This is a genomic window from Pseudomonas caspiana, from assembly GCF_002158995.1.
GTDB lineage: Bacteria > Pseudomonadota > Gammaproteobacteria > Pseudomonadales > Pseudomonadaceae > Aquipseudomonas > Aquipseudomonas caspiana.
Genome location: NZ_LOHF01000038.1, coordinates 1 through 25,812 on the forward strand (window position 1 = coordinate 1; position 25,812 = coordinate 25,812).

29 protein-coding genes and 1 tRNA gene are annotated in these 25,812 nt (G+C 55.7%); 3 read left to right on the forward strand and 27 right to left on the reverse strand.

The features are described 5' to 3' along the window. Positions 1-80: 80 nt before the first annotated feature. From nadA to AUC60_RS26255, 8 genes are all read right to left on the reverse strand, one after another. Positions 81-1,139, reverse strand: a complete 1,059-nt coding sequence (nadA, locus tag AUC60_RS26220; protein ID WP_087274332.1) for a quinolinate synthase NadA — start codon at positions 1,137-1,139, stop codon at positions 81-83. 287 nt (positions 1,140-1,426) lie between these two features. Next, on the reverse strand, positions 1,427-2,104 hold the full coding sequence (locus AUC60_RS26225) for an RraA family protein (RefSeq protein ID WP_087274388.1): 678 nt from the start codon (positions 2,102-2,104) through the stop codon (positions 1,427-1,429). Between the two features lie 203 nt (positions 2,105-2,307). Continuing rightward, on the reverse strand, positions 2,308-3,321 hold the full coding sequence (locus AUC60_RS26230) for an amidohydrolase family protein (RefSeq protein ID WP_238599648.1): 1,014 nt from the start codon (positions 3,319-3,321) through the stop codon (positions 2,308-2,310). 23 nt (positions 3,322-3,344) lie between these two features. After that, complete coding sequence (locus AUC60_RS26235) at positions 3,345-4,073, reverse strand: amino acid ABC transporter ATP-binding protein (RefSeq protein WP_087274335.1); 729 nt, start codon at positions 4,071-4,073, stop codon at positions 3,345-3,347. After that, the gene (locus tag AUC60_RS26240) at positions 4,070-4,816 is read right to left on the reverse strand and encodes an amino acid ABC transporter permease (protein WP_087274337.1); all 747 of its coding nucleotides are present in this window, start codon (positions 4,814-4,816) and stop codon (positions 4,070-4,072) included. Before AUC60_RS26240 ends, AUC60_RS26235 begins: the two co-directional genes overlap by 4 nt. 2 nt (positions 4,817-4,818) lie before the next feature. Beyond that, the gene (locus tag AUC60_RS26245) at positions 4,819-5,520 is read right to left on the reverse strand and encodes an amino acid ABC transporter permease (RefSeq protein WP_202973085.1); all 702 of its coding nucleotides are present in this window, start codon (positions 5,518-5,520) and stop codon (positions 4,819-4,821) included. Positions 5,521-5,560: 40 nt separating this feature from the next. Continuing rightward, on the reverse strand, positions 5,561-6,367 hold the full coding sequence (locus AUC60_RS26250) for an ABC transporter substrate-binding protein (RefSeq protein ID WP_202973086.1): 807 nt from the start codon (positions 6,365-6,367) through the stop codon (positions 5,561-5,563). A 93-nt stretch (positions 6,368-6,460) separates the two neighbouring features. Beyond that, positions 6,461-7,666 carry an aminotransferase class I/II-fold pyridoxal phosphate-dependent enzyme gene (locus AUC60_RS26255; RefSeq protein WP_087274339.1) on the reverse strand — a complete coding sequence of 402 codons (1,206 nt, stop codon included), beginning with the start codon at positions 7,664-7,666 and terminating at the stop codon, positions 6,461-6,463. A 132-nt stretch (positions 7,667-7,798) separates the two neighbouring features. On the opposite strand from AUC60_RS26255, the gene AUC60_RS26260 reads away from it, so the two are divergent. Then, positions 7,799-8,698, forward strand: coding sequence for a LysR family transcriptional regulator (locus AUC60_RS26260; protein WP_087274341.1), 900 nt, complete (start codon positions 7,799-7,801; stop codon positions 8,696-8,698). Positions 8,699-8,819: 121 nt separating this feature from the next. Next, the gene (locus AUC60_RS26265; RefSeq protein ID WP_087274343.1) at positions 8,820-9,407 is read left to right on the forward strand and encodes a biliverdin-producing heme oxygenase; all 588 of its coding nucleotides are present in this window, start codon (positions 8,820-8,822) and stop codon (positions 9,405-9,407) included. Between the two features lie 796 nt (positions 9,408-10,203). Here AUC60_RS26265 and AUC60_RS26270 read toward each other — a convergent pair. The 17 genes from AUC60_RS26270 to AUC60_RS26350 form a co-directional block, all read right to left on the reverse strand. Then, a tRNA-Lys gene (locus AUC60_RS26270) sits at positions 10,204-10,279 on the reverse strand. 63 nt (positions 10,280-10,342) lie between these two features. Continuing rightward, the gene (gene queC / locus AUC60_RS26275; RefSeq protein WP_167384402.1) at positions 10,343-11,017 is read right to left on the reverse strand and encodes a 7-cyano-7-deazaguanine synthase QueC; all 675 of its coding nucleotides are present in this window, start codon (positions 11,015-11,017) and stop codon (positions 10,343-10,345) included. A 16-nt stretch (positions 11,018-11,033) separates the two neighbouring features. Then, complete coding sequence (gene queE / locus AUC60_RS26280) at positions 11,034-11,681, reverse strand: 7-carboxy-7-deazaguanine synthase QueE (protein ID WP_087274345.1); 648 nt, start codon at positions 11,679-11,681, stop codon at positions 11,034-11,036. Between the two features lie 174 nt (positions 11,682-11,855). Next, entirely contained in the window at positions 11,856-12,674 is an 819-nt protein-coding gene (ybgF, locus tag AUC60_RS26285) for a tol-pal system protein YbgF (protein ID WP_087274347.1), read from the reverse strand. A gap of 6 nt (positions 12,675-12,680) precedes the next feature. Continuing rightward, positions 12,681-13,178: a peptidoglycan-associated lipoprotein Pal gene (gene pal, locus AUC60_RS26290; protein ID WP_087274349.1), complete on the reverse strand. Its 498-nt coding sequence runs from the start codon at positions 13,176-13,178 to the stop codon at positions 12,681-12,683. A 57-nt stretch (positions 13,179-13,235) separates the two neighbouring features. Then, positions 13,236-14,486, reverse strand: a complete 1,251-nt coding sequence (tolB, locus tag AUC60_RS26295) for a Tol-Pal system beta propeller repeat protein TolB (protein ID WP_238599649.1) — start codon at positions 14,484-14,486, stop codon at positions 13,236-13,238. A 50-nt stretch (positions 14,487-14,536) separates the two neighbouring features. Further along, positions 14,537-15,616 carry a cell envelope integrity protein TolA gene (gene tolA / locus AUC60_RS26300; protein ID WP_087274352.1) on the reverse strand — a complete coding sequence of 360 codons (1,080 nt, stop codon included), beginning with the start codon at positions 15,614-15,616 and terminating at the stop codon, positions 14,537-14,539. Further along, entirely contained in the window at positions 15,616-16,080 is a 465-nt protein-coding gene (tolR, locus tag AUC60_RS26305) for a protein TolR (protein ID WP_032630699.1), read from the reverse strand. Before tolR ends, tolA begins: the two co-directional genes overlap by 1 nt. 14 nt (positions 16,081-16,094) lie before the next feature. Continuing rightward, positions 16,095-16,790, reverse strand: coding sequence for a protein TolQ (gene tolQ, locus AUC60_RS26310; protein ID WP_087274354.1), 696 nt, complete (start codon positions 16,788-16,790; stop codon positions 16,095-16,097). Further along, on the reverse strand, positions 16,780-17,247 hold the full coding sequence (gene ybgC, locus AUC60_RS26315; RefSeq protein ID WP_087274356.1) for a tol-pal system-associated acyl-CoA thioesterase: 468 nt from the start codon (positions 17,245-17,247) through the stop codon (positions 16,780-16,782). The genes tolQ and ybgC overlap by 11 nt, the downstream gene beginning before the upstream one ends. 138 nt (positions 17,248-17,385) lie before the next feature. After that, complete coding sequence (gene ruvB / locus AUC60_RS26320; RefSeq protein ID WP_087274357.1) at positions 17,386-18,444, reverse strand: Holliday junction branch migration DNA helicase RuvB; 1,059 nt, start codon at positions 18,442-18,444, stop codon at positions 17,386-17,388. Then, positions 18,445-19,053, reverse strand: a complete 609-nt coding sequence (ruvA, locus tag AUC60_RS26325) for a Holliday junction branch migration protein RuvA (protein ID WP_087274359.1) — start codon at positions 19,051-19,053, stop codon at positions 18,445-18,447. A gap of 147 nt (positions 19,054-19,200) precedes the next feature. After that, complete coding sequence (ruvC, locus tag AUC60_RS26330; protein WP_027898225.1) at positions 19,201-19,725, reverse strand: crossover junction endodeoxyribonuclease RuvC; 525 nt, start codon at positions 19,723-19,725, stop codon at positions 19,201-19,203. A gap of 129 nt (positions 19,726-19,854) precedes the next feature. Continuing rightward, positions 19,855-20,601: a YebC/PmpR family DNA-binding transcriptional regulator gene (locus AUC60_RS26335; RefSeq protein WP_087274360.1), complete on the reverse strand. Its 747-nt coding sequence runs from the start codon at positions 20,599-20,601 to the stop codon at positions 19,855-19,857. A 133-nt stretch (positions 20,602-20,734) separates the two neighbouring features. After that, entirely contained in the window at positions 20,735-22,510 is a 1,776-nt protein-coding gene (gene aspS, locus AUC60_RS26340) for an aspartate--tRNA ligase (protein WP_087274362.1), read from the reverse strand. 307 nt (positions 22,511-22,817) lie between these two features. Beyond that, positions 22,818-23,159 (reverse strand): ribbon-helix-helix domain-containing protein, encoded by a 342-nt coding sequence (locus AUC60_RS26345; protein ID WP_167384403.1) that lies wholly within the window; start codon positions 23,157-23,159, stop codon positions 22,818-22,820. Between the two features lie 342 nt (positions 23,160-23,501). Further along, positions 23,502-23,975: a Dps family protein gene (locus AUC60_RS26350; RefSeq protein WP_087274364.1), complete on the reverse strand. Its 474-nt coding sequence runs from the start codon at positions 23,973-23,975 to the stop codon at positions 23,502-23,504. 376 nt (positions 23,976-24,351) lie between these two features. Between AUC60_RS26350 and AUC60_RS28310 the strand changes: the two genes are divergently transcribed. Beyond that, positions 24,352-24,954 carry a cold-shock protein gene (locus AUC60_RS28310; RefSeq protein WP_158099161.1) on the forward strand — a complete coding sequence of 201 codons (603 nt, stop codon included), beginning with the start codon at positions 24,352-24,354 and terminating at the stop codon, positions 24,952-24,954. Positions 24,955-25,015: 61 nt separating this feature from the next. Here the strand turns inward: AUC60_RS28310 and AUC60_RS26360 are convergent, their stop codons facing one another. Beyond that, a complete protein-coding gene (locus tag AUC60_RS26360) occupies positions 25,016-25,222 on the reverse strand; it encodes a SlyX family protein (protein WP_087274366.1) in 207 nt (68 codons plus the stop codon). After that, a complete protein-coding gene (locus AUC60_RS26365; protein ID WP_087274368.1) occupies positions 25,219-25,650 on the reverse strand; it encodes an HIT family protein in 432 nt (143 codons plus the stop codon). Before AUC60_RS26365 ends, AUC60_RS26360 begins: the two co-directional genes overlap by 4 nt. Positions 25,651-25,812 lie beyond the last annotated feature (162 nt).

A 25,812-nucleotide genomic window follows, 5' to 3' on the forward strand; every position in this document is an offset into this window, starting at 1 on the left:
GCGATGGCGTCCTGCCTGATACACCGCCATCGCGACCTCGCGGTGCTCGTGCGCTCCTACAGGATCTGTTCCGTTAGCCATCAGGCATTTCCCATCTGCTTCATCCGCGCGGCCTGGGTAAAATCCAGCATCCGCTGCAGCGGCCTTACCGCATGCGGGATCACCGCTGGGTCGACAAATATCTCGTTGGTCCCTTCCCGCAAGCACTGCAAGGTACGTTCAAGGGTGTTCATCGCCATCCACGGGCAATGCGCGCAACTGCGGCAGGCCGCGCCGTTACCGGCAGTGGGCGCTTCGATGAAAATCTTGTCCGGACACAACTGCTGCATCTTGTAGAAAATGCCGCGATCAGTGGCCACGATGAACATCTTGTTCGGCAAGGTCTGCGCGGCCTTGATCATCTGGCTGGTCGAACCGACCGCGTCAGCCAGGTCGATCACTGACTCGGGCGACTCAGGGTGGACCAGAATCGCCGCCTCCGGATACAACGCCTTCATATCTTCCAGCTGCTTGGACTTGAACTCCTCGTGGACGATACACGCGCCGTCCCAAAGCAGCATGTCGGCACCGGTTTCGCGCTGGATGTAACGCCCCAGGTGCTTGTCCGGTGCCCAGATGATTTTCTCGCCGTTGTCCATCAGGCTTTCAACGACTTCCAGCGCACACCCGGAAGTCACTACCCAGTCCGCACGGGCTTTGACCGCTGCCGAGGTATTGGCGTAAACCACCACCGTACGCTCCGGGTGCTGATCACAGAACGCCGTGAACTCATCCACCGGGCACCCCAGATCCAGCGAACAGGTCGCCTCAAGGGTCGGCATCAGCACGCGTTTTTCAGGATTGAGAATCTTGGCGGTTTCGCCCATGAAGCGCACACCAGCGACAAGGACAGTCTTCGCCGAGTGGTTATTGCTGAAACGAGCCATTTCCAGCGAGTCGGACACGCAGCCGCCGGTTTCCTCCGCCAAGGCCTGAATCACCGGGTCGCAGTAATAATGCGCCACCAGCACCGCATCCTGGGCTTTGAGCTCAGCCGCGATCGCAGCACGGTAATGGGCCTGTTCTTCGATGCTCAGCTCTTTAGGCTGCTTGGCATCAAGATGGGCCTGAACCAACAGGCGTTCAGATATTTGCGTCATGTTCGCTGGACCTGCAAGCGCTCTGATAGCGCACAAGGCGAGTTTACACCCGAAAAGCAGACACAAAAAAAGCTGGAGATCCTGATTTTCACGGGCCTTCCAGCTTTATAAGTATGTCGACCTGGGGTCGTGGTTCGGTCCTGAGGCCAATCGGTCACGTCCGACTGGCTCAAGCCGCTGAAGGCGCGCGGATTTTAGCCAGCCCCCTGCAGATTTACCATCTGTTTCAGCGGCCCGCGATTACCTGATTATTCCCCGTAAACCAGACAAAGGGTCGTGTCGGCTTTTTACTCCGGCAACTCACAGCCTTTATTTATGAGGCTATTAATGACCCAACGGCGATCGTTATTACCTTCAGCGATATCCAGCAGTTGTTGAGTTTCAGCGGCATGTTTGGCGCTGGCTTTTTCCAGAACACTGTCCACTTCACTAAACGGAATGCTCAGCAAACCGTCATCGTCGCCAATTACCATGTCGCCTGGCTCAATCACCATGCCATTGATTGCAATCGGAACATTGATTTCACCGGGGCCATCTTTGTAAGGACCGCGATGAGTAATACCCGCCGCAAATACCGGAAAATCATCTGCGGCGATACTTGCTGCATCACGAATGGCACCGTTAATGACAATACCGCCCAAGCGCTTCTTGATGGCATAGGCAACCATTAACTCTCCAATGATTGCATTGGTCAGATCACCTCCGGCATCCACCACAATGACGTCACCTGGCTGAGCGATGTCCAAAGCGTAATGCACCATCAGGTTATCGCCGGGACGGCATTTAACGGTCAGTGCCGGACCGGCCAGAACGCCTGAACGGTGCATGGGCCGCAAGCTCGCGCCACCGGCGGTCATGCGGTTCATTGAATCGCTGACGTTAGCAACGGGTACCTGACGGTAACCTTCGACCTGCTTAACGCTGACCTGACGGGTACGTTTTAATACTCTGAATCCACTGGACATAATGCAGCCTCGCAATAACTGACCGAGCAAAACCAACGACCCTGCTCCGTCATGAGTGAGATAAAATTTCAAAAACCAGACAACAAAAAATCTGCATGACACTTTATTCAGGGCGAACGAAGCCACGCCGCTGAAAAACCGGACAATCGATAAACCTGATAAAGCTCTAAGTAACGGACTTCGCTGTCAGCTCGTTTTAAGCACTAATCAAAACCAGTCAAGTTATAGGTATGCGCAGCCGTCTGACTAAACAGAAACCCCTTCTCCCCTGCCGTGAAGTCAGCGGTTATCTTCTTGAAGGCATTCCACATCACGCCATAGGAATACATCCCCTTATCCACCGGGAAGTTACTTTCAAACATGCAACGCTCCACACCAAACGCTTCGATGCAGTGCAGGATATAAGGGCGCCATAACTCGGCTAACGTGTCCGAATCAGGAGGCAACTCACGAGTGTGCAAAGCAAACCCACCAACGTTCATGCCCAGGCCGCCCAACTTGACCAATACGTTCGGACAGTTCGCCAATTGGCAGATCAGCCGCGACCAGTCAGTGAAGACTTCATCACGACGGCCCGCGTAAGGTCCGACACCAACGGGCCCGCCCACGTGATCCAGCACGATCAACTGATTGGGGAAGGACCTGGCCAGATCCAGCACCTCTTCAAGCTGGGTGTGATAACCCCAGACGTCCAGCGCCAGTGCGTAGTCCTGGAGGTAACTCAGCCCTTTGCGAAAGTACGTATCGGCAAGGACGCCAGCTGGCGGCGGTCTGGGGTTGGAGACCACTCGTGGATCAGCATGCCAGGCCGTGACATTGCGAATCCCCTGCAAACGCGGCCCGGCCCTTTCAAGCATCTCCTCAAGAACCGGCACTACCGCCTGCCCAAGACGCAAATCCGCACCGGCCACAATAGCGCTGCAAATCCGCGCCGGACCGTAAAGCCCACTCGCACTGAGCGCCGCGATGCCGTTGGCGAACTCCACTTCGCCCACACACTGGAATGACTCAGGCCGATCCATGTTGAACATTGAGCGGCATTGCACATACACCGACGCCAGCACTCGATGACCGCTGTCGAGGTCATACAGATAATCGTCGAGCAGGTAATGGTTTTCCGGGCGATTCCACAGGTGGTGATGAGCATCGACAATCACCAGTTGCGGGTCTATTGCCGCTTCGTCCACCCGCGCCAGCCACTCTTTGCGAACAGGCAAGTGTGGCGATCCAGAGGGTTTCATCAGTGGGCCCGGATATCAGAGATAAACTTGGCCGCACGTGGATGTTTCGGCGCGGTAAAGAAGTCTTCCGGCGCTGCACGTTCCAGCACCTGCCCCGCATCCATGAACCAGATGCGGTCAGCCACTTCCCGGGCGAAGCCCATTTCGTGAGTCACGCAAATCATGGTCATGCCTTCGGCGGCGAGGTCCTTCATGACCTGTAGTACTTCGCCAACCATTTCCGGGTCCAGCGCACTGGTCGGCTCATCGAACAACATCACCGGCGGCTCCATGGCCAGAGCACGGGCAATCGCCACCCGCTGCTGCTGACCACCTGACAATTGCAACGGCATGGCATCGGCCTTGTGCGCCAGGCCGACCTTTGCCAGCAGGTCACGAGCGGTTTTCGCGGCGTCGGCCTTGTTACGGTTGAGCACCGTAATCGGTCCGATCATCACGTTATCCAGCACACTCATGTGCGGGAACAGATTGAAGTTCTGGAAGACGAAGCCCACCCGGCTGCGCAAGGCATTGAGGTTCTTTTTCGACGCATGAACGTTTTCGCCGGAAATCAGGATGCTGCCGTCCTGGATTTCTTCCAGGCGGTTCACGGTACGAATCAATGTGGACTTACCCGAGCCGGAAGGCCCGCAAACCACAACCACCTCACCGGCGGACACTTGCTCGGTGATATCGCTCAGTGCGCGATATTCGCCATACCACTTGTTAACGTTCTTGAATTCGATCATTTAGGTTGCCCCACCAGAACTGGATTTTCTTCGACGCTGTCATCTATGGCGCGGGCGGAACCCAGGCGTTTGCGATTGATGGTGTCTTCCAGCCATTTGGCGAGACGACTCAGCGAGAAGCACAACACAAAGTAGAAACCGGCCAGCAGCGCGTAGACCTCGAACGGCTGGGTCAACAGCTGGTTGTTGATCTGGTAGGCCGCGAAGGTGACTTCCTGCGTACCGATCAGGTAAGCCAGCGAGGTGTTTTTGGTGATCATGATGAATTGGTTGAGGATGCTCGGCAGCATATTGAACAACGCCTGCGGCAGCACAATCTTGCGCATGCACTGGCCGTAGCTCATGCCAATCGCCCGCGCCGCTTCAACCTGACCTTTGGGCACCGCGTTGATCCCGGCGCGTACCACTTCACCCAGATACGCCCCCTCGTACACCACCAGTGCCACCAACATGGTGACGAAGCCGGAGATGTTGATTCCGGTAATCAGCGGCACCGCGAAGTAGCACCAGAAGATCAGCAACAACAAAGGGATCGCCCGTACGACATAGGTGTAACCCATGGCTACATTGCGAATCGGCGCAATCGATGAAGTACGCGCCAGGCCCATCATGACGGCCAGCGGGAAAGAAATAATCAGCGCCAGCAACGCGATGATGACAGTCAGCGCCAGACCGCCAAGCGGCCCCTGTGGATACTGGCCGATGAGCAGCAGAATCCCGTAATCGTGAAGAATCTCGAGCATGGTTACCTCGCCATCCGCAGGTCGATGCGTCGCTGCCAGACAGCACCCAGAATCATGATCGACCACGAGCCGATCAGATAAAACAGACTCGCCACGGCAAAGGTCTGGAAGGTCATGTAGGTTTCACCTTCGATCTGCCGCGTGATGTACATCATTTCAGCGGTACCGATGGCCATGGCCAGTGCGGTGGTCTTGAACAGCGAAAGCGCCTGATTCACCAACGACGGAGCCGATGCGCGCATAGCCTGCGGAATCAGAATCTTGCGCAGGGTCTGTACGTAATTGATGCCCAGTGCACGTGCGGCTTCGGTCTGGCCGTTGGGCAATGAACGGAAGCCACTGCGCAAGTCTTCGGACACATAAGCAGCGCTGTTCAGGGTCAGGGCGATGATGGCGAAAATCACTTCACCGCCGTGGCCGTTGATCCAGTCCTGAGCAGCCATCGGCAGCAGTTGTGGAATACCGAAATACCACACGAACAACTGCACAAGGCTGGGTACATTGCGGTGGTACTCAACGAAGACTGCCACCACGAAATCGCCGATCCGACCGGGGATCAACCGAATCCCCATCAACAGGCAAGCCAGAACAAATGCCAGCACCGCCGAGATGAAGAACAGTTGCAGTGTTACCCCTGCCCCGCCCAGGAACGCGTGCAGATAGTCCCCCTGAAGCAGGGAACCGAAGCCATTGAAAATTGACACAAGCACCTCGATCGGGCCGCGTGAAGCGGCCCGCTTTCAATCACTGGAAATCAGATAGCGCGGTGAGTTTCTTCTCACGAACCAGCTTGTATTCGGTCTGGTCGCCGTACCAGTGATCCCACAGTGCTTGCAGCTCGCCGCTGGCTTCCATGTCCACCAGCGCCTGATTGATAGCGTTTGTCAGTGCGGTTTCGCCTTTTTTGACACCTACGCAGTTAGGCTCGAAGTGCAGGGCCTGATCGAGAAAGCGCATGTTCTGGCTGCGGGTATGAAAGCGAATCGAGGCAGGCTCGGTCATGGCCATGCCTTGCACCTTGCCTTGTTGCAGGGCAAGAAACGCTGACGGCGCATCTTCAAAACCTACGACCTTGGCGTCGGTGATCTGCTGACGTGCGTACAGTTCAGGAGTGGAGCTCTTGATAGCGCTGACACGCTTGTCGGCCAGGTCCGCGAAGGTCTTGATGCCGCTGTCGCCTTTGACCAGCACCTTGATCGGTACTTGGTAGTAAGCCGAGGAGAAGTCGATCTGCTCGGCACGCTCCTTGGTGTAACCCAGTGCTGCTGCCACTACGTCGGCGCGACCGGAAATCAGTGTCGGAATCCGCGCACTGACGGCAACGCCTTGCAGCTCGGCCTTGACGCCCAGATGCTTGGCCAGAGATTTACACAGATCAACGTCCAGCCCGACGATTTCCCGGGTGGTCGGGTCCTGGTAGCCCAAGGGAACGCTGTCAGTCAGTGTCGCGCAACGCAGCGTGCCGCGATCCTTGACGTCCTGCAAACCGTCAGCCATTACCGTGGTCGCTGCCATCAACCCCATCAAAGTAAGCAAAACCTTTTTCATCATTGTCGGTATCTCTTCAAGAATGAGGGCAGAAATAAAAGCAGATCGTATTTTTATTGGGACGCTAGTTTTTTTAGTCACCGCTAAAAACGGCGCTTAACTCAATGCCTGACAGGCCTCCTTCATTCGCCGGCACCCTTCAGTGATGATCTCGGTGGACGTCGCGAACGACAGACGCAGATACGGTGAAAGGCCATAAGCCGCGCCATCCAGAACCGCGACATTGGCGCTTTCGAGCAAATAGTTGCGTACGTCCAGATCCGATTGCAGTACCACACCTTCCGGGGTGCGCTTGCCAATCAGGCCACCGCAGTTAGGGTACGCATAAAACGCGCCTTCAATGGCGAGGCACTTCAAACCCGGTACATCGTTCAATAGCCCGATGATCAGATTGCGCCGCTCGCCAAACACTCGCGCTGCCTCCTCCACGAAACTACCACTCTCTTCCAGCGCTGCCACTGCGGCAGCCTGACTCACCGCCGACGCGCCGCCGATGCTTTGTGACATCAACTTGTCCATGGCCTTGATCAGCGGCAGTGGACCGCCAGCATAACCAATGCGCCAGCCGGTCATGGCGTAAGCCTTGGAGACGCCATTAATGACCAGGGTCCGCTCTTTGAGCTCAGGTGCCTGCACAGCCGGTGCGGGCAATGCAGCACCGGCGTAATTGAAGTACTCGTAAATCTCGTCGGTCATCAGCCACACGTGCGGATGACGCACCAGCACGTCAACGATCGCCTGCATTTCGGCTTCGCTGTAAATCGCGCCGCTAGGATTGTTCGGGGAGTTGAGCACCAGCCATTTGGTTTTCGGCGTGATCGCGGCTTCCAGTTGCTCAGGCTGAAGCTTGAAGCCTTGCGAGTCCGGGCATTCGAGGATTACCGGCACACCACCATTCAACTTGACGATGTCCGGGTAGCTGACCCAGTAAGGCGCAGGGATGATCACTTCGTCGCCGTCATTCACGGTGCACGTGAACGCGGTGTAGATCAGCTGCTTGGCGCCCGAACCTACAACGATTTCAGCCAGCGAGTAATCCAGACCGTTGTCCTGCTTGAACTTGCGCTGCACGGCCGCCTTCAACTGTTTGGTGCCAGTGGTCGCGGTATAGCGAGTCTGCCCTGCCAGAGCGGCAGTGCGTGCTGCCTCGATGATCGACGTCGGGGTGACGAAGTCCGGCTCGCCGACGCAGAAATCAAGAATCTTCTTGCCAGCAGCCTCCAGCTCCATGACCCGCGCTTTCGCGGCAACACTGGCGGACGATGCGAAACGGTTCAGTTTGTTCGAAAGCGGGTACGACATTGCGAATGACCTGTGGGTTTAGGCTCGGTTGCCATGAAGACTACTAACTGCCAAAACGAACAAAAAGCGATTTTTTTTTGGCTTTATTCATCTCTTAAGGGCATCTTTCGGCCAACGACTGAGGATTTCGGAATGATTACAATCAAGCAGATCGAGGCCATTTTCTGGGTCGCGCGGCTAGGCAGTTTCGACTCCGCAGCCGACCACCTGAACACCACGCAGTCCGCAATCTCCAAGCGTATCCAGGACCTTGAAACGCGCTACGGACAACCGCTGTTTGACCGCTCGCGGCGCAGTGCGCAACTCACGCCCATGGGTGAAGAATTGGTAGCGCTGGCTTCAAGCCTGTTGAATCAACGGGACGCGATGCTCCAGCGCCTGGAAAGCCCGGAGAACCTGCAGCGCAAGCTGCGTCTGGGGGTTACTGAGCTGACTGCGTTGACCTGGTTGCCCGATCTGGTCAGCGGTATTCGCAGCGCTTATCCGCTGGTGGAAATCATTCCGGAAGTGGACCTGAGCCCGGTGCTTTACGATCGGCTGGCGAGCAATTCGATCGACCTGATCATTGTTCCGGACATCTTTCAGGACAATCGTTTCTCCGCCGAAATTCTCGATTCTGTGGAAAACGCCTGGATGTGTACCCCGGCATTGGCAGGTGAGCAGACGCGCATGACCCTGGAAGAACTTGCGTCACGCACGCTGATCATTCAGGGCGCGCTGTCAGGCATGGGCATGGCGTATGGGCAGTGGTTCAAGATGAAAGGCATCGACATCGCCAAGTCCATCACCTGCAACAACCTGCTGGCGCAGATCGGGCTGGCGGTGTCAGGGCTGGCAACCGCTTGCCTGCCGCTGCACTGTCTGAGCCATGTGCTGGATCGAAAGTTGCTGCAGCGCCTGGATGTCACGCCTGCATTACCGCAGATTTCCTATAAGGCGATGCATCGCAGCACCGAGGATGATCGGTTCATGGCTGACATTCTGGGCATCACGCGCAAGGCATGTGATTTCACCAAGTTCATTATTCATTGAGGCGACGGCGATACTTGCGTTCGCTCTGGTTCGTGTCGCAACAACACACGCAAATTACAGGCATGCACACAAGTAAATGCTCATCTGGTAACTTGTCGGGGCACACACAGGACCCTTGCCAATGCTCGCCAACGCCCAACAGACACCAGAACTTCCCCTGAGCAAACGCCTGAAAGCAGGAAGCACCCGCGAGCATGACAGCGTCGACACGCTGGTGATGCAATCACGCCCGTTCGAAGACAGTCAGCGCTACGGTTGCTTTCTTCGCCTTCAGCATCGCTTTCACGGTGCGATTCACGCGCTGTATAGCGATGCAGCACTCAACGAGTTACTTCCAGGCCTTAGCGAGCTGCCGCGTTTTGACGCGGTATGTGCAGATATGAAGGACTTGGGCCTGCCGGTTCCGGCCATACCACCCACGGTAAACCCCGGCTCCCTGCAGACAGCAATCGGCTGGCTGTACTGTGCAGAAGGCTCGAATCTGGGGGCAGCGTTTCTTTTCAAGGAAACCCAGCGGATGGGTTTCAACGCTGAACACGGTGCCCGACACCTCGCCGCACACCCCGACGGCCGTGCTCTGCACTGGCGTCAGTTCGTGACATTGCTTGACGGGCTGAAGCTGGATGAGACGCAAAAAGCCGAAGCCATTCAAGGCGCTATCGACGCTTTCGACTTCTACCGCAGTGCACTGCGTGAGTGCTTTCACTGAGGCATCGACATACAGCCATCGCAGCGCCGTTTCGTGGTAGCAGGAACGGCCTATTTCATGCCTACTAATCCCTTGGCCAGATCCCGGCTTTGGCATCCATGTTGTGCGAACTCATTGCGTTGTTCAGGGCGTTAGCTGCGTCGCCCATCGCGGGCGATAACTGCAGACGGCTCGGGTAGTACAAGTGAAACCCTGGAAATGCAGGACACCAGTCCTCCAGAACCCGGATCGACCGTCGGACACGTGATGTTTAACAAGCGTCTCGGGGAGATAACCTAACGCTCCCCCGGTCAGACAGGCATCTAACGATTGATAGACACTGTTCAATGCAAGCCAGTTATCAATCTGGCAATCGAACACCTGCACGCGAAAGATCAGATTGTGTGGCCAATCATGCTGGGGTTCATCGACGGAAAACGCTTCATCAGCGCATGGTGCGAAATGGACAGCAGATTCCGGGTTATTGATCTGGGAGACGTTACCAGCGCCAGGAAACTACCCGAACGCTACCCCGGCAGCCGCCGCGAGCTCATAAAGAAATGGCGAGCCTCGGAGAGGCTGCCTTGCAACAGCCAAGGGGAGAATTGTTGAAGGCGCATACCGCATACACAAGCGCCCGAGTCATCCGACATGCCATCCCGGAAGAGAACTGCGCCCGTACGCTTGCTGGAAGGCAGGAAAAAACAAGGCGTAATGTTTCGCTAGACTTAAGACAGGCTTTCACAATCTGCCAGGCAAAAAAAAACCTGAAAATCCTCACTTGCGTGGGCCTTCCAGGTTTTCAAACTGCAAAAAATGGTGGGTCGTGTGGGATTCGAACCTACGACCAATTGGTTAAAAGCCAACTGCTCTACCAACTGAGCTAACGACCCTCTGTTGCGTGGCGCGTATATTACTGATTTATATGAGTAATTCAACACCTAATTTCAATTATTTTAAAAGTAACGTGTTGGGTCACTGATTCCGGCGGCTGCGAAGCCTTCTGCACGCAGGCGACAGCTGTCGCATTTGCGGCATGCACGGCCTTGATCATCGGCTTGGTAGCAGGAAACGGTGAGACCGTAATCAACACCCAGACGCACGCCTGCCTTAACGATATCGGCCTTGCTCAGATTCTGCAGCGGCGCTTGAATGGTGAAGCCCTGCCCTTCTACGCCGGCTTTGGTGGCGAGGTTGGCCATGCGCTCGAACGACTCGATGAATTCAGGCCTGCAATCCGGGTAACCCGAATAGTCCACTGCATTGACGCCAATGAAGATGTCACGCGCGCCCAGTACTTCTGCCCAGCCCAAAGCCAGGGACAGAAACACCGTGTTGCGTGCCGGTACGTATGTCACCGGAATGCCTTCGCCCGGAGTTTCAGGAACAGCGATGGAATCATCGGTCAGCGCCGAGCCACCAATGCCGTTGAGATTCAGGCCAATGACTTTGTGCTCGACAACGCCCAGATCGCGAGCCACGCGCACGGCGGCGTCCAGTTCGGCACGATGACGCTGGCCATAATCGAAGCTCATGGTGTAGCAGGTGTAACCCTGTTCACGGGCCATCGCGACCACTGTGGCCGAGTCGAGGCCGCCAGACAGGAGGATTACCGCTCTTTTTTCAGTCATGGTTGATTCACTCATCTCAGCGCCCTGGCTCATCGTTCCAGAGAAATTTATGCAGCTGCATTTGCAGGCGTACAGGCAGATTGTCGGCGACTATCCAGTCAGCCAGGTCCCGAGCATTCAGCTGATGATGACTTGGCGAGAACAACACCTCCCCCGCTCGACGCTCAAGGCCGTACTGGATCAGCTTGGAGACAGCCCAGTCGTAGTCTTCGCGGGAGCAGAGCACAAACTTGACCTGATCGTTAGGCGTCAACAGCTCGATATTCTCGTAGCGGTTGCGAGTGACTTCCATGGAGCCTGGCGTTTTCAGGTCCACGACGCGGCTGACGCGCGGATCAACTGCAGAAATATCCAACGCACCGCTGGTCTCCAGGGAGACCTCGTAACCGGCGTCACAGAGGCGCTTGAGCAACGGGATAGCATTGGGCTGAGCCAGCGGTTCGCCGCCAGTCACACAGACATAGCGCGGACGATAATCAGCCACTTGGCCGAGGATGTCATCCAGGGTCTGAATAGTGCCGCCACTGAACGCGTAAGCGCTGTCGCAATATTGGCAACGAAGCGGGCAGCCGGTGAGACGGACAAAAACAGTGGGCAAGCCGGCTGTGCGAGTCTCACCCTGCAAGGAGTAAAAGACTTCGGTGATACGTAACGTTTCTTGCATATGGGCCACGGGCGTAACAGCTAAACAGGCCGTCCGCCTCCGTCAGGCACTTCAAAGCACTCTGCAATCGCAGAATCCAGAGAAGCGTATTTAAAAGTACCGAAAAATCGGGTGCCGAATTCTAACGAAAAAAGCCGCGACAAGCGCGGCTTTCTTGAATAACGGGTCAGAACCTCAAAGGCGCTGAAGGTCCCGCTGTGCCAACTGAGCGGCAGATGTCCCCGGATATTGGGCTACAACCTGCTGCAAAATGCCTTTGACCTTGTCGGTATTACCGAGTCGGCGCTCGACATCAGCGAGCTTATACAGCGAATCAGGCACCTTGGCGTGCTTTGGGTAAAGCTGGCTGACCTTGGCAAACGCCTGACCGGCGCCTTGAAGATCACCTTTCGCCAGATTCACTTCACCCAGCCAATACTGAGCGTTGCCCGCGTAGGAGCTGTTTGGGTATTTGCGAAGGAATGCGCCGAAAGCCTGACTGGCTTTATCGAAGTCCTTGGCTTTGATCAGGTCAAAGGCCGCCTCGTAATAAAGCTTTTCCTTGGCTGGATCAGGTGGTTCAGTCCCTGCCGACGGCGCTTGCGCGGCCGGTGCTGCAGGTGTCCCGCTGGCATTGATATCGCCGCCCGCAGGTTGAGAATTATTGGAAGCCGCTGCGGCTGCGCCGCCTGCCCCTATGCGTGAATCCAGATCCTGATAACGTTCGAGCGCTTCTTGCTTCATGCGCTGAATATCGTTCTGCTGGACCTCGACCATACCGCGCAAACGCGCGATTTCGTCTTGCATCTGTTGTAGCTGCATGAACAGCTGACCTTGTGCCGAGGGTTGGGCCGTAACCCCTCCCCCGGCATAGGCGCCAGACGTGCCATAACCAGCTGGCGGATAACTGCTGCTGCCAGAGCCAGAATTGTTATCGACCACAGGAACCGCACCCCACGCAGCAAGTGGAAGGGTGAGGGCCAAAACGGTTAGAGCACGTCGGCACGTTCGCATGTCAAATTACTTACGCAGTTCGACGCGACGGTTTTGAGCCCAGGACTGCTCGTCGTTGCCGGTAGCAACTGGACGCTCTTCGCCGTAGGAAACCAGTTCCAGCTGAGCTGGGGAAACACCTTGCAGAACCAGGTAGCGTTGAACGGCTTTCGCACGACGCTCGCCCAGAGCCATGTTGTACTCACGAGTACCACGTTCGTCGGTGTTGCCTTCCAGAACTACGCGAGCGCCGTTGGCTTTCAGGTCCTTGGCGTGTACGTCCAGAGCGCGCAGGGCTTCTGGTTTCAGGTCCGAACTGTCGTATTCGAAGTAGAAGGTGGTGATTGCGCGCAGAGCAGCTTCTTCGCTCAGGCTGCCATCAACGGCACCAGTGTTTGCGCCGTAACCAGCGTTAGGATCAACAGCGCCTTCGCCAGCGTTGTCGCCGCCTTTGGAAGAGCAACCTACAGCTACAGCCATGGCCAGAGCCAGCGCAGCAAATTTACCAAACTTCAGCATTTCCATCGTGAAACTCCTAATGAACCCCAGTGTGTTAAGCAAATCTTTTTGTGTAGCGCCGCGTCAGTTCAGGTAAGGGGACCAGGAAGGTTCTCTGACTTCGCCTTGAGCGGTAGGAAGCGGGAGCCTTACGCGTCCATTAATGGACACGAGCATCAAGACTCCCCGGCCCTGCTGGCGGGTGGCGTAGATTACCATGGTGCCGTTGGGCGCAACAGTAGGCGACTCATCAAGGTTGCTGTCTGTGAGGATTTTTACACTTCCGCGAGCCAAATCCTGCACTGCCACCTTGAAATTAGTGAAGCCGTCCTGCCGGTGAATCATTACCAGCGTCTTTTCATCAGCTGACAATTTCGGGTTGGCGTTGTAGTTACCGACGAAAGTTACTCGTTCAGCACCACCACCATTAATATTTGTCTTGTAAATCTGCGGCTTGCCGCCACGGTCCGACGTGAAGTACAGCGTCGAGCCATCTTTACCGAAGAACGGTTCTGTATCAATAGACGAATCGTTAGTTACACGACTCAGCTGACGCGAAGCCAGATTCATCACATAAACTTCCGGGTTACCGTCCTTCGACAACACGAACGCCAGCTTCGTGCCATCAGGCGACCATGCAGGTGCGCCATTGAGGCCTTCGAAGTTGGTGATCTGCTCGCGGCGACCGGTATCGATGTGCTGAACGAAGATGCGCGGACGCTTCTGCTCAAACGATACGTAGGCAATACGCTTGCCATCCGGTGCAAAACGCGGCGACAGGATTGGCTCACGAGATTGCAACAGAGTCACTGCACGGGCACCGTCGTAATCCGAACGCTGCAGCGTGAAGCGGGTGTTGTTCTCGGAGAAGCGCTCGGCCGTCACGTACAGCATGCGGGTAGAAAATGCGCCCTTGATGCCGGTCAGTTTCTCGAACGACTGGTCCGCAATGTAGTGCGACATGTCACGCAGTTGATCAGTAGTGCCGGAAACATTACCGGTCAATACCTGCTGCTCGGTCGCGACGTTGAACAGCGCATATTGCACCTGCAGGCGACCGCCGGCAGGAACGATATTACCGACCATCACGTACTGCGCACCCAACGCCTTCCAGTCACGGAAAATGACTTCGCTGGCCTGGCTTGGCTGGCTGATCATGTTCTGGCGGGCAATCGGCGCGTAGTAACCAGAGTTACGCAGGTCATTGCCGATGATTTCCGACATATCCTCAGGCAGTACGTTGCCGCCCTGCCATCCAAAAGGCACTACCGCGATGGGCGTGGCACGGTCACTGCCACTGGTGACCAGAATATTCTTCTCTTCTGCGCCAACCATACCGGCGGCACAGCAGAGAACGACTACTAGTAGTCCTCGAAAAAGCTTGATCACAAGGCTAGATCTCCAGGTGTAAATGTCATCTTGAATGAACGATAGGGAGCGAAGTCCGCGGCCTTCATACCCTGCATTTCTGTCAAACGGCCAATATTCTTGACTGCTGCGACGGCTGAACTGTCAAACGGCCCGTCTCCACTGGACTTGGCAACCGACACCGAGGCAATGGTGCCGTCCGGCAACATACCAATCTGCAGCGTAACGGACATGTTGTTACGTGCTGATGGTGGTCGACTCCAGCCTTCAGAGGCACGAACACGAATCAGATCGTCGAAACTGCCCGCAACTTCATCGCCCTGCTCATCCGCCAACGCCTGCTGCCGTTCCGGTTTATCAGACAGCAAGTCAGCCAAGGCCTGAGCCTTTTTGTCTTCAGCAGATTTACGAGCTGCTTCTTGCGCCTTTTTGGCCGCATCGGCAGTGGCTTTTTTCTTCGCGTCGTCAGCCGCCTTCTTCTTCGCGTCTTCGGCTGCCTTTTTCTTGGCATCCTCAGCCGCTTTTTTCTTCGCATCGTCGGCGGCCTGTTTCTTGGCCTCCTCGGCTGCAGCTTTCTTGGCGTCTTCCTCGGCCTTTTTCTTGGCGTCGTCTTCAGCTTTCTTTTTAGCTATATCGGCCAACTGTTTTTCTTCAGCTTTTTTCGCGTCAGCCTTCTTGGCTTCATCAGCTTTTTTCGCTTCGTCGGCCTTTTTCGCTTCCGCCGCTTTCTGCGCTGCTTCTTCAGCCTTCTGTTCTTCCGCTTTTTGAGCAGCCTCTTCTTTCTTTTGTTCCGCAGCTTTTACAGCTTCCTGCTTTTCCTGCTCGACTTTCTTCTGTTCCAGCTGCTCGACTTCAGTCTGTCGTGCAGCGGTCTTTTTCGCCTCGCCGGCAATTTTCTGGTTGGTCTGGGTCGTCGCCTGACTCTTGGACTTGAGCTGGTACAGGGTCGCCTGCACGATAGGCTTGGCTTCCGGCAACTCCGGAGTCATGGCAAAGCTGACGAACAGCAAGCCAAAAATCAGGACATGCAACGCCACGGCCCAGACACTAGGCCAGAAATAATTCTCCGAGGCGGACGGCTCTCGAATTGGCTGCATCAGGGGGCCTCAGTAATCAAGCCGACATTCCCGACCCCTGCCTTCTGCAGCCCACCCATGGTGCCCATGACCGAACCGTAATCCACGGTTTTGTCGCCACGAATGAAAACCTGCGTCTGCTTGCCGGCTTCACGCCCGGCGGCAACGATTTTGGTCACGGCCGAGGTCAGTTGTGGCAAGGTCATAGCCTTGTCCATCTGCTTGTCGGTGTCGACTTCGCTGCCAAGGTTCCAGTAGTAGGTCTTGTCAGCCTTGATCGAAATGGTCAGGACCTGATTGTTGTTGTCTTGCGGCAAAGCCTCACTGGAGACTTTGGGCAAGTCGACTTTCACGCCCTGATTGATCATGGGAGCGGTGACCATGAAGATGACCAGCAGCACCAACATCACGTCGATGTAAGGCACTACGTTCATTTCGGCGACCGGCTTGCGTTTTCTGCGGCGATCTCGAGCGATTAAAGCCATTGGGAATTACCTGCTCACTCTTCGCTGGTGTGCACTTTACGGTGCAGGATGGCCTGGAATTCCTCGGCGAAGGTGTAGTAACGACTAATCAAGGTTTCGCTGCGAGCGGCAAAACGGTTGTAGGCGATTACTGCAGGGATCGCCGCGAACAGGCCAATGGCTGTTGCGATCAGTGCTTCGGCAATGCCGGGTGCAACGGTGGCGAGTGTCGCCTGTTGCGCCGTGGCCAGACCGCGGAAGGAGTTCATGATCCCCCAGACGGTACCGAACAAGCCGATGTACGGGCTGACGGAGCCAACGGTGGCCAGATAAGGCAGACCCGATTCGAGTTTCTCTTCCTCACGCGAGATGGCAACACGCATGGCACGAGCCACGCCTTCCATCACGGCCTCTGGATCGACACCTGCCTGCTGACGCAGACGCGAGAACTCTTTGAAGCCGGCGCGGAAAATCTGCTCCACACCCGAATCAGGGTCTGGATTGCTGCCCGCCTGACGGTACAGTTTGGACAGATCGATACCGGACCAGAAACGCTCCTCGAAGCTGTCCAATGCCCGGCGCCCAGCACGCAGCATGTTGCTGCGCTGAAAAATCATGATCCATGAAGTGACTGAAGCAGCCACCAGGATCAGCATGACCAACTGAACGACAATGCTGGCATTACTGACCAAACTCCACATGGAGGAATGGTCGACGACGTTAGCTTCCACGCTTGCTCTCCTGCTCTGTATGTGTGCCCGCGCCGCCCTGGGCGGCAAAGGCCGCACGCAGAGCTTCGGGAATGGCCCGGGGTTTCAAACTATCGGCGTTTACACACGCCACCAAAAACTGCCCCTCACAGAGCAGCGTTGCATCCGCAGCCCGTCTGACTTCTTGTTTGAAGCGCAGACTGACACGGTTCAATTCGATTACTTCAGCGCTTACCAGCAATTCGTCGTCCAGTCGCGCCGGCTTGTGATAACGAGCCTCGCTGGAATGTACAACGAACAACAGGCCTTCCTTCGCCATCGAGGATTGGGCAAAACCCGACTCTCGCAGCCGCTCGGTACGAGCCCGCTCCATGAATTTCAGATAATTGACGTAGTAGACGATGCCGCCTGCATCGGTGTCCTCGTAATAAACGCGACAGCGATGTGCGAACGACTGAACCCCGTTTTGCGCGCGCATACTCTAGTGCTTACTCCTCAGGTTGCCAATCCGCCACGGCAACTGTTTTTCAACGTTTTACCGGTTATTTCCTGTCGACCTGACTCAGCTGCCAGTCTGACCGCGCAAACCCTGAATAAATCAGTGTTTTGCGCTTTTTTAAATGTCTTCATCTGCAACAAATTGTTCGGTGCCCGGCATCTCGCCCATTCGCGAAGGAATGTTAAGACCGAAGTGCAGGTAGGCGTGTCGCGTTACAACCCGGCCCCGTGGTGTGCGCATGATATAGCCTTGCTGGATCAAATAGGGTTCCAGCACATCTTCAATGGTGTGACGCTCCTCGCTGATGGCCGCCGCGAGGCTGTCGACACCCACGGGACCGCCATCGAACTTCTCGATCATGGTCAGTAGCAAACGCCGATCCTGATGATCGAAACCGCGCTCGTCGACATCCAGCAGGTTGAGGGCAAGGTCGGCGATAGCCTTGGTGATCTCGCCCTTGCCACGTACTTCGGCGAAATCCCGCACCCGGCGCAGCAGGCGATTGGCAATACGCGGTGTACCGCGGGCACGGCGAGCGATTTCAAAAGCGCCCTCTGGCTCGATCGGCAAACCGAGAATACCTGCCGAGCGCGAGACGATAGTTGCCAGATCGGCAGTGCTGTAGAACTCCAGACGCTGCACGATCCCGAAACGGTCACGCAACGGGTTGGTCAGCATGCCCGCCCGAGTCGTCGCACCTACCAACGTGAACGGCGGCAAATCGAGCTTGATCGAGCGCGCCGCCGGCCCCTCACCGATCATGATATCGAGCTGAAAATCTTCCATCGCCGGGTAAAGAACTTCTTCCACGATGGGCGAAAGCCGGTGTATCTCATCAATGAACAACACATCGTTGGGTTCGAGGTTGGTCAGAATCGCGGCAAGGTCACCCGGACGCTCCAGCACCGGGCCGGAGGTGCTCTTGATCGATACCGACATTTCCTGGGCGATAATATTGGCCAGCGTGGTCTTGCCCAGACCGGGCGGACCGAAGATCAGCGTATGGTCGAGTGCTTCGTTACGACCGCGAGCCGCCTGGATAAACAACTCCATCTGCTCGCGCACAGTCGGCTGACCAATATAGTCAGCAAGGCTCAGAGGGCGAATGGCGCGATCAATCTGTTCATCACGATCACGGCCGCCGGTGGCGGTAATCAGGCGGTCAGCATCAATCACTTAAGCCATTCCCTTCAAGGCACGTCGAATCAAATCTGCACTGCTCAAATCTTTTTCCTTGATGGCGGAAACCGCCTTGCTCGCTTCCTGAGGCTTATAGCCCAGAGAGATAAGGGCGCTGACCGCATCGTTTTCGGCCGTTGCCACCGGTTCCGGCGCATTTGGCCCATTGGAAACCAGAGCGAAGGTCCCCGGCAGGGTTTCCCAAGCCTTGAAGCGATCCTTCAGTTCGACGAGCAAGCGTTCCGCAGTCTTTTTACCGACACCCGGAATACGCGTCAAAGCCGAAGTGTCCTGAGCCTGAACGCACCGCACCAGTTCATCAACCTCCAGACCCGACATCAAAGCCAGAGCCAGCTTTGGACCGACCCCATTGAGGCGTATCAACTCACGAAACAGCTCGCGCTCACGCTTTTCATAAAAGCCGTACAACAGGTGCGCATCCTCACGGACGACCAGATGCGTATGCAGCGTCACCGGCTCGCCGACGTGCGGCAAGCGGTAAAGCGTGGTCATCGGGACCTCGATCTCATAGCCAACGCCATTTACATCAAGCACCAGATGCGGCGGCTGTTTCTCAGCCAAAAAGCCGCGTAAGCGTCCAATCACGTATCAAATCCTTTCGTATTGCCGGTCAGTCAGGCCACGTACCGGCGCGAAATAATGTCCGCAATCATTGCAGGCATGACACAGCCTGCAAGCAGAATTGTTAAAGCAGATGATGCTACCAGAGACGCAGCATCTCTATCGCAAGCATTAGAGGCGAAGCCGACCACCGCGACTGCGGGCAGTGTTCAGACCATGAGGGATCAGGCTTGAACGCGTGTGCGCATGGCACAAGGCAATAGCCAAAGCGTCGGAAGCGTCTATCTGTGGTTTTTGGGTCAATTTGAGCAAATGCATGACCATCATCATCACTTGCTCTTTATTCGCGCCCCCGGTTCCTGCGACCGCCTGCTTGACCTGAGTCGCCGAATATTCAGCAATCTCCAGCCCCTCCTCTGCGCCCGCAACTATCGCGGCACCCCGTGCCTGACCCAACTTGAGAGCCGAGTCGGCATTGCGCGCCATAAAGACCTTTTCAATGCCCATGGTCACAGGGCCGTAGGTTTGAATGACTTCCCGCACCCCACGAAACACGATCTGCAAGCGTTCATGCAGCTCGCCACTGCCCGTGCGAATACAGCCCGACGCCACATAAACACAGCCACGCCCGGTATCTCGCACCACGCCGTAACCGGTGATTCGTGAACCGGGGTCAATACCAAGAATAAGAGTCATAACGCCTGCAGCTTGAGAAGTGTTGCCCAGCAAAGGTCGCAGCATAAAGGCAGAAGCCGGAGGCCGATAGCGATGTTGGTAACATCGTTATCGGCCTCCGGCTTCGCATTCAAGACCAACAGCTGCCTGTCAGCCCAATTGCTCCATGACCTCGTCCGGGATTTCCGCATTGGAATAGACGTTCTGTACGTCATCCAGGTCTTCGAGCATGTCGATCAGTTTGAGCACCTTCTCTGCTGTTTCCAGATCAAGGACCGCACTGGTCGTTGGCAGCATGACGATTTCGGCATCCGTCGCAGTGAAACCAGCCGCTTCGAGCGCGTTACGCACCGCGTAGAAACCAGCGAACGAGGTAAAAACATCAATACTGCCGTCCTCGTTGGTGACGACATCATCGGCGTCCGCCTCCATCGCGGCCTCGATCAAGGAGTCCTCATCAACACCAGCAGCAAAAGATATCTGACCCTTGCGATCAAACAGGTAAGCAACAGAACCATCGGTACCCAGGTTACCGCCGCACTTGGTGAACGCATGGCGTACAGCTGCTGCAGTACGATTGCGATTGTCAGTCATGGTTTCCACCATGATAGCCACGCCACCCGGGCCGTAGCCTTCGTAACCCAGCTCTTCGACATCATCACCGTCTGCCGCACCAGTGCCGCGTGCCACTGCGCGATCAATGGTGTCACGGGTCATGTTTGCACCAAGAGCCTTGTCCAGCGCCAGCCGCAGACGAGGGTTGGAGCCGGGATCACCACCACCCTGACGGGCAGCGACGGTCAGCTCACGGATCCACTTGGTGAAAATCTTGCCTTTCTTGGCATCCTGACGCTCTTTGCGGTGCTTGATGTTCGCCCACTTAGAATGACCTGCCATATCTCGCTCCAGATTCTTTTTCAAACACCTTCACCTTTCGCCCAACTATAAACAGGCAAAAGGGTTTACTTGACCGGGGGTGTAACCAGCGAAGCGCGTTCACGTCGAATGACGGAACGCGCCTTTGCGGGCGTTACTCAGCCTTGGGCTGTTCACGCAAACGGATGTGCAGTTCACGCAGCGCCTTGGCATCCACGACACCAGGAGCCTGGGTCATGACGTCCGCAGCACTCTGGGTTTTCGGGAAGGCGATCACTTCACGGATAGACTGCGCGCCGGTCATCAGCATCACCAGACGATCCAGACCGAACGCCAGACCACCGTGCGGCGGTGCGCCGTACTTCAGGGCGTCGAGCAGGAAGCCGAACTTCTCCTGCTGCTCGTCTTCGGCAATACCCAGCAAGCGGAAAACCGCCTGTTGCATTTCCTTACGGTGGATACGAATCGAACCGCCACCCAGCTCGGTGCCGTTGAGCACCATGTCGTAGGCACGGGACAGAGCGGTTGCCGGACTGGCTTCCAGTTCTTCCGGGGTGCACTTCGGCGCAGTGAACGGGTGGTGCAGTGCAGTGAAGCTGCCGTCGTCGTTCTCTTCGAACATCGGGAAGTCAACGACCCACATAGGTGCCCACTCGCAGGTGTGCAGTTTGAAGTCGTTACCCACCTTGATACGCAACGCGCCAAGGGCTTCGCTGACAATCTTGGCTTTGTCCGCGCCGAAGAACACGATATCGCCATCTACCGCGCCAACACGATCAAGGATCACGTTGAGGTTGGCTTCCGGGATGTTCTTGACGATTGGCGACTGCAGACCTTCAACACCGGCAGCGCGCTCGTTGACCTTGATGTACGCCAGGCCCTTGGCACCGTAGATGCTGACGAACTTGGTGTAGTCGTCGATCTGCTTACGCGGAATGCTCGCCCCGCCCGGAACGCGCAAAGCCGCAATACGGCATTTCGGATCGTTGGCCGGGCCGCTGAACACTTTGAATTCGACGTCCTTGAGCTGATCGGCAACGTCAACCAGTTCCAGCGGGTTACGCAGGTCTGGTTTGTCGGAACCGTAACGGCGCATGGCTTCTGCGAATGTCATGTGCGGGAAATCACCGAACTCCAGGTCCAGTACTTCCTTGAACAGCTGACGAATCATCTTCTCGGTCAAGCCGATGATGTCTTCTTCATTGAGGAAGCTGGTCTCGATGTCGATCTGGGTGAATTCCGGCTGGCGGTCGGCACGCAGGTCTTCATCACGGAAGCATTTGGCGATCTGGTAGTAGCGGTCAAAACCGGCAACCATCAACAGTTGCTTGAACAACTGCGGGGATTGCGGCAGGGCAAAGAAGCTGCCTGGGTGTGTGCGGCTAGGCACGAGATAGTCGCGAGCGCCTTCCGGAGTAGCGCGAGTCAGGATCGGAGTCTCGACATCGAGGAAGCCGTTGTCATCCAGGTAGCGACGAATACTGGTAGTGATGCGCGAACGCAGACGCAGCTTCTCGGCCATTTCCGGACGACGCAGGTCGATGAAACGATAGCGCAGACGGGTTTCTTCACCGACATCGGAATATTCGTTGAGCGGAAACGGCGGGGTCTCCGACTCGTTCAATACTTCCAGGTCGTAGCCAAGCACTTCGATGGCGCCGGACGCCATGTTCGCGTTGACCGCGCCAGCCGGACGAGCACGCACCTTACCCGTCAGCTTGACGACATATTCGCTACGAACGCGGTCGGCAACAGCAAAGGTATCGGCACGATCAGGATCGAACACCACCTGAGCCATACCTTCACGATCGCGGATGTCGAGAAAAATCACACCCCCGTGGTCGCGACGGCGGTGGACCCATCCGCAAAGGGTAATTTCCTGACCTTCCAGGCTCTCGTTCAATTGGCCGCAATAATGGCTGCGCATCATGATGGTCTGTTCACTTCTCGTAATTCGAAATTCGGTGGAGCTTTCGCTCTTGGCTTGCGCTCAATAGTGCAAGAGCCCAGGCACGCGTTCAAGCCATCGGCCCGTCGCTGCGCACTGCAGGCGCAGACGTGCCCGTTCTTAGCAAGGCCGGGGATTATATAGCGTTAATCACGACCGTGCAGCCGCGCAAACCGAACAGATCAAGATAACTTTGCCTCTTTCGGCTACTCAGACCACCGCAGCGGCCAGAGCGAGAGCAGGCCCGCCAGAAAGCGAGCCCGCGGAAACTGGAGGTTACGCAGCAATATCAGGCCTGTGTCATATCAGGGCTGTCACCTTTCAGCAGATGAGTAACACAGACGACCCGGATAAGGCCGCTGAAGTTCTTCACGCCGCCGTAGCGCAGGTGTACTTCCCTGTCTATATAGGAAAGCACCGCGTTCACTGAACAATCGTTTGATCTGGCTATCATCGAAAGGATATTCCAGTACACATTTTCCAGGCGCAAACAGGTTGCCAGCCCATTAAGGCGGACGGATTTGGAGTGGGGCTGAGCCAGCGCCATATTGAAATCTTCAACAAAGGGATCATTGCAAATCTTCGCGTGACGCTTTGAATCTCTTATGTCGCATTCGACCTCTCGAACCATAACGGCTTCCTCTAAACAATAAATTCGGGTCCCATGAGAAACATTTAAATATAAATAAATGCCCATCTATCAGGCCCGAATTACGTTTTGATAACCAGCCGCATTGAGACTCAAAGCGTGTAGGACATCACTACAAAGTACTAAGGAATAGTGATCAGTTACTTGCGTACAATTACTAGACACAAGAACAGGTAATGAATAGTTATATCAAATTAAAGAAAACAGATTTTTGCAGCAGAAAAATTTAACGAGCGCCTTACCTCAGGCAAAGATCAGCCAGACCGGGAGCCTGCCTGCAAAAAAAGACAGGCGAGCAGCGCCATGCGCCACCCGCCTGTTTTATTACTGGGTCTCAAGCATCGAACGAAGCATCCACGCGGTTTTTTCGTGGACCTGCATTCTTTGTGTCAGCAAATCAGCAGTCGGTTCGTCACTGACTTTATCCAGAAGAGGAAAAAGACTACGCGCTGTACGCACTACAGCCTCTTGCCCCTGAACCAGACTTCTAATCATATCCTCAGCAGCCGGAACACCCTCCTCCTCCTTGATTGAAGAAAGACGAGCATACGTTGTGTAGGTGCCCGGAGCCGGGAAGCCCAATGCACGAATACGCTCGGCAATGGAATCAACGGCCAGGGCCAGTTCGTTGTACTGCTCTTCGAACATCAGATGCAGTGTACGAAACATCGGGCCGCTAACGTTCCAGTGAAAGTTATGCGTTTTTAGATAGAGCACGTAAGTATCTGCGAGCAAATGAGAAAGACCATCGACGATTGACTTGCGATTCTCTTCGCTGATACCGATATCGATTGCCATGTATTTCCCCTTTCAATTGATGATTTAATCCAGCAGGTACGCAGATACTGTACCAAGACACAGACCGGGACGCAGCCCTGCCTTAAAAATAGCTGCCCCCTCCCGCCGAAAAAACTGACGCATTGAAATGCGCTCATCCGACACCGCCCGTCGCTTTGTCCCACTCCGGCCTGTCACTGTGCGATGTAACGCAAGCTCTTGATTTGAGTAGCTCTGAGCTTTGCTGTTAAATACACCGCGTGTCGCGGCGGCTGATTGATCAGGCCGTCGTGCATAGGCTGAAAGATCACTTGTGCCTCACGCCTCCATTTTTCAAGAAGCGTACCGGGTGCCTTCAGCTATTTCCTTGCGATCCATCTTAATGTGAGTCATCGACATGTTGAAAATAGTCCACCTGCTAACGGGAGCCGCAGCCCTGCTGCTTTCCTTTATCCCCAGCCTGCGTAGTGAAGCTTTGTCTTCCCTACTGCAACCCGATGCGCTTTATCTGGCATTCTTCGGCCTGCTCAATCTTGTACTTGCACCCGTGATCCCCTACTGGAACAGAGGCCCACGTCATCACCTGCAAAACCTGGTCAGCGCATTACTCGTTATTGCTGTCGCGATTCAAATCCTGACCCTGCTTGTCCCCCTCGAAACCATCGCAGGCCAGCCAGCTATCATCGCAGCACTGACTGCTGCCCTGATTGCAGTAGCCCTGCATCTGGCCGTTAGTTTCTACAGGTCGTCACCTTCACCTGTTGCACAAAGCCATGACATGACCAACCGCGATACCGGGACCGTGAAGTGGTTTAACACGTCCAAGGGTTTCGGCTTCATTTCCCGTGACTCCGGCGACGACATCTTCGTGCACTTCCGGGCCATCCGTGGCGAAGGTCACCGGGTATTGGTCGAAGGCCAGCGTGTTGAGTTCTCCGTCATGAATCGCGACAAGGGCTTACAGGCAGAGGATGTGATTGCCGCATTGCCGCGCCGCTGATTCTGCTGCCAGACAAAAAAGGCCTTCTATATAGAAGGCCTTTTTTTGTACCGCCGAAAACTCAATAATGCGGTGGGGGCGTATCCTCACCGAAAACCTCGAATTGACTGCCCATTTCTTCCTGACGCTTGAGCATGGCCGCAAACTGCTGCCGCAGACGATCAAGAGATCGCTGTTGAGCAACCAGCACGTCGTTCAACGCCTGAATCGTGTCATCCTGAAAAGCCAGTCGGCTCTCCAGCTCTGTCACCCGCGCTTCAAGGCTCATACTGAATGCTCCGCAAACGTAAAGTCTTTGAGCAGGGCCGCTCGCAGTTGATCCTTGATCTGTGAAAACTCCTGCTCCGTATAAGGCTTGGCCGGATGCTTACCCCAGACAGGTGCAGGCCAGGCAATATCGCTACGACGCCGCACGATGACATGCATATGCAATTGACTGACGACGTTACCCAATGCTGCCACATTGAGTTTGTCGGCATTGAACACTCCCTTCAACTGCTCCGACAGACCGGTAGTTTCCTGCCACAACTGCAACTGATCCTTGGGATCAAGCTCGAACACCTCGGTAATGTCCGCACGCCGAGGCACCAGAATGAACCAAGGGTAATTCGAGTCGTTGGACAGCAACAGCCGGCACAGCGGGAAATCCCCGATCAGCAATGTATCTTCTTGCAAGCGTGAATCCAGAGCGAACACGATGTAACTCCTGATCTACAGGTTAGAGTTGATTTGCGCCGACTTTATTTCAGATGTCAGCGCACAGTATCGGCAGGATACTCGGGAAAATCCGCAACTTCACCGCCTACCTCATCAGCGGGTAGCTTTCAGTGGCCTCGACTCTGCGCAACGCGGGCCCTT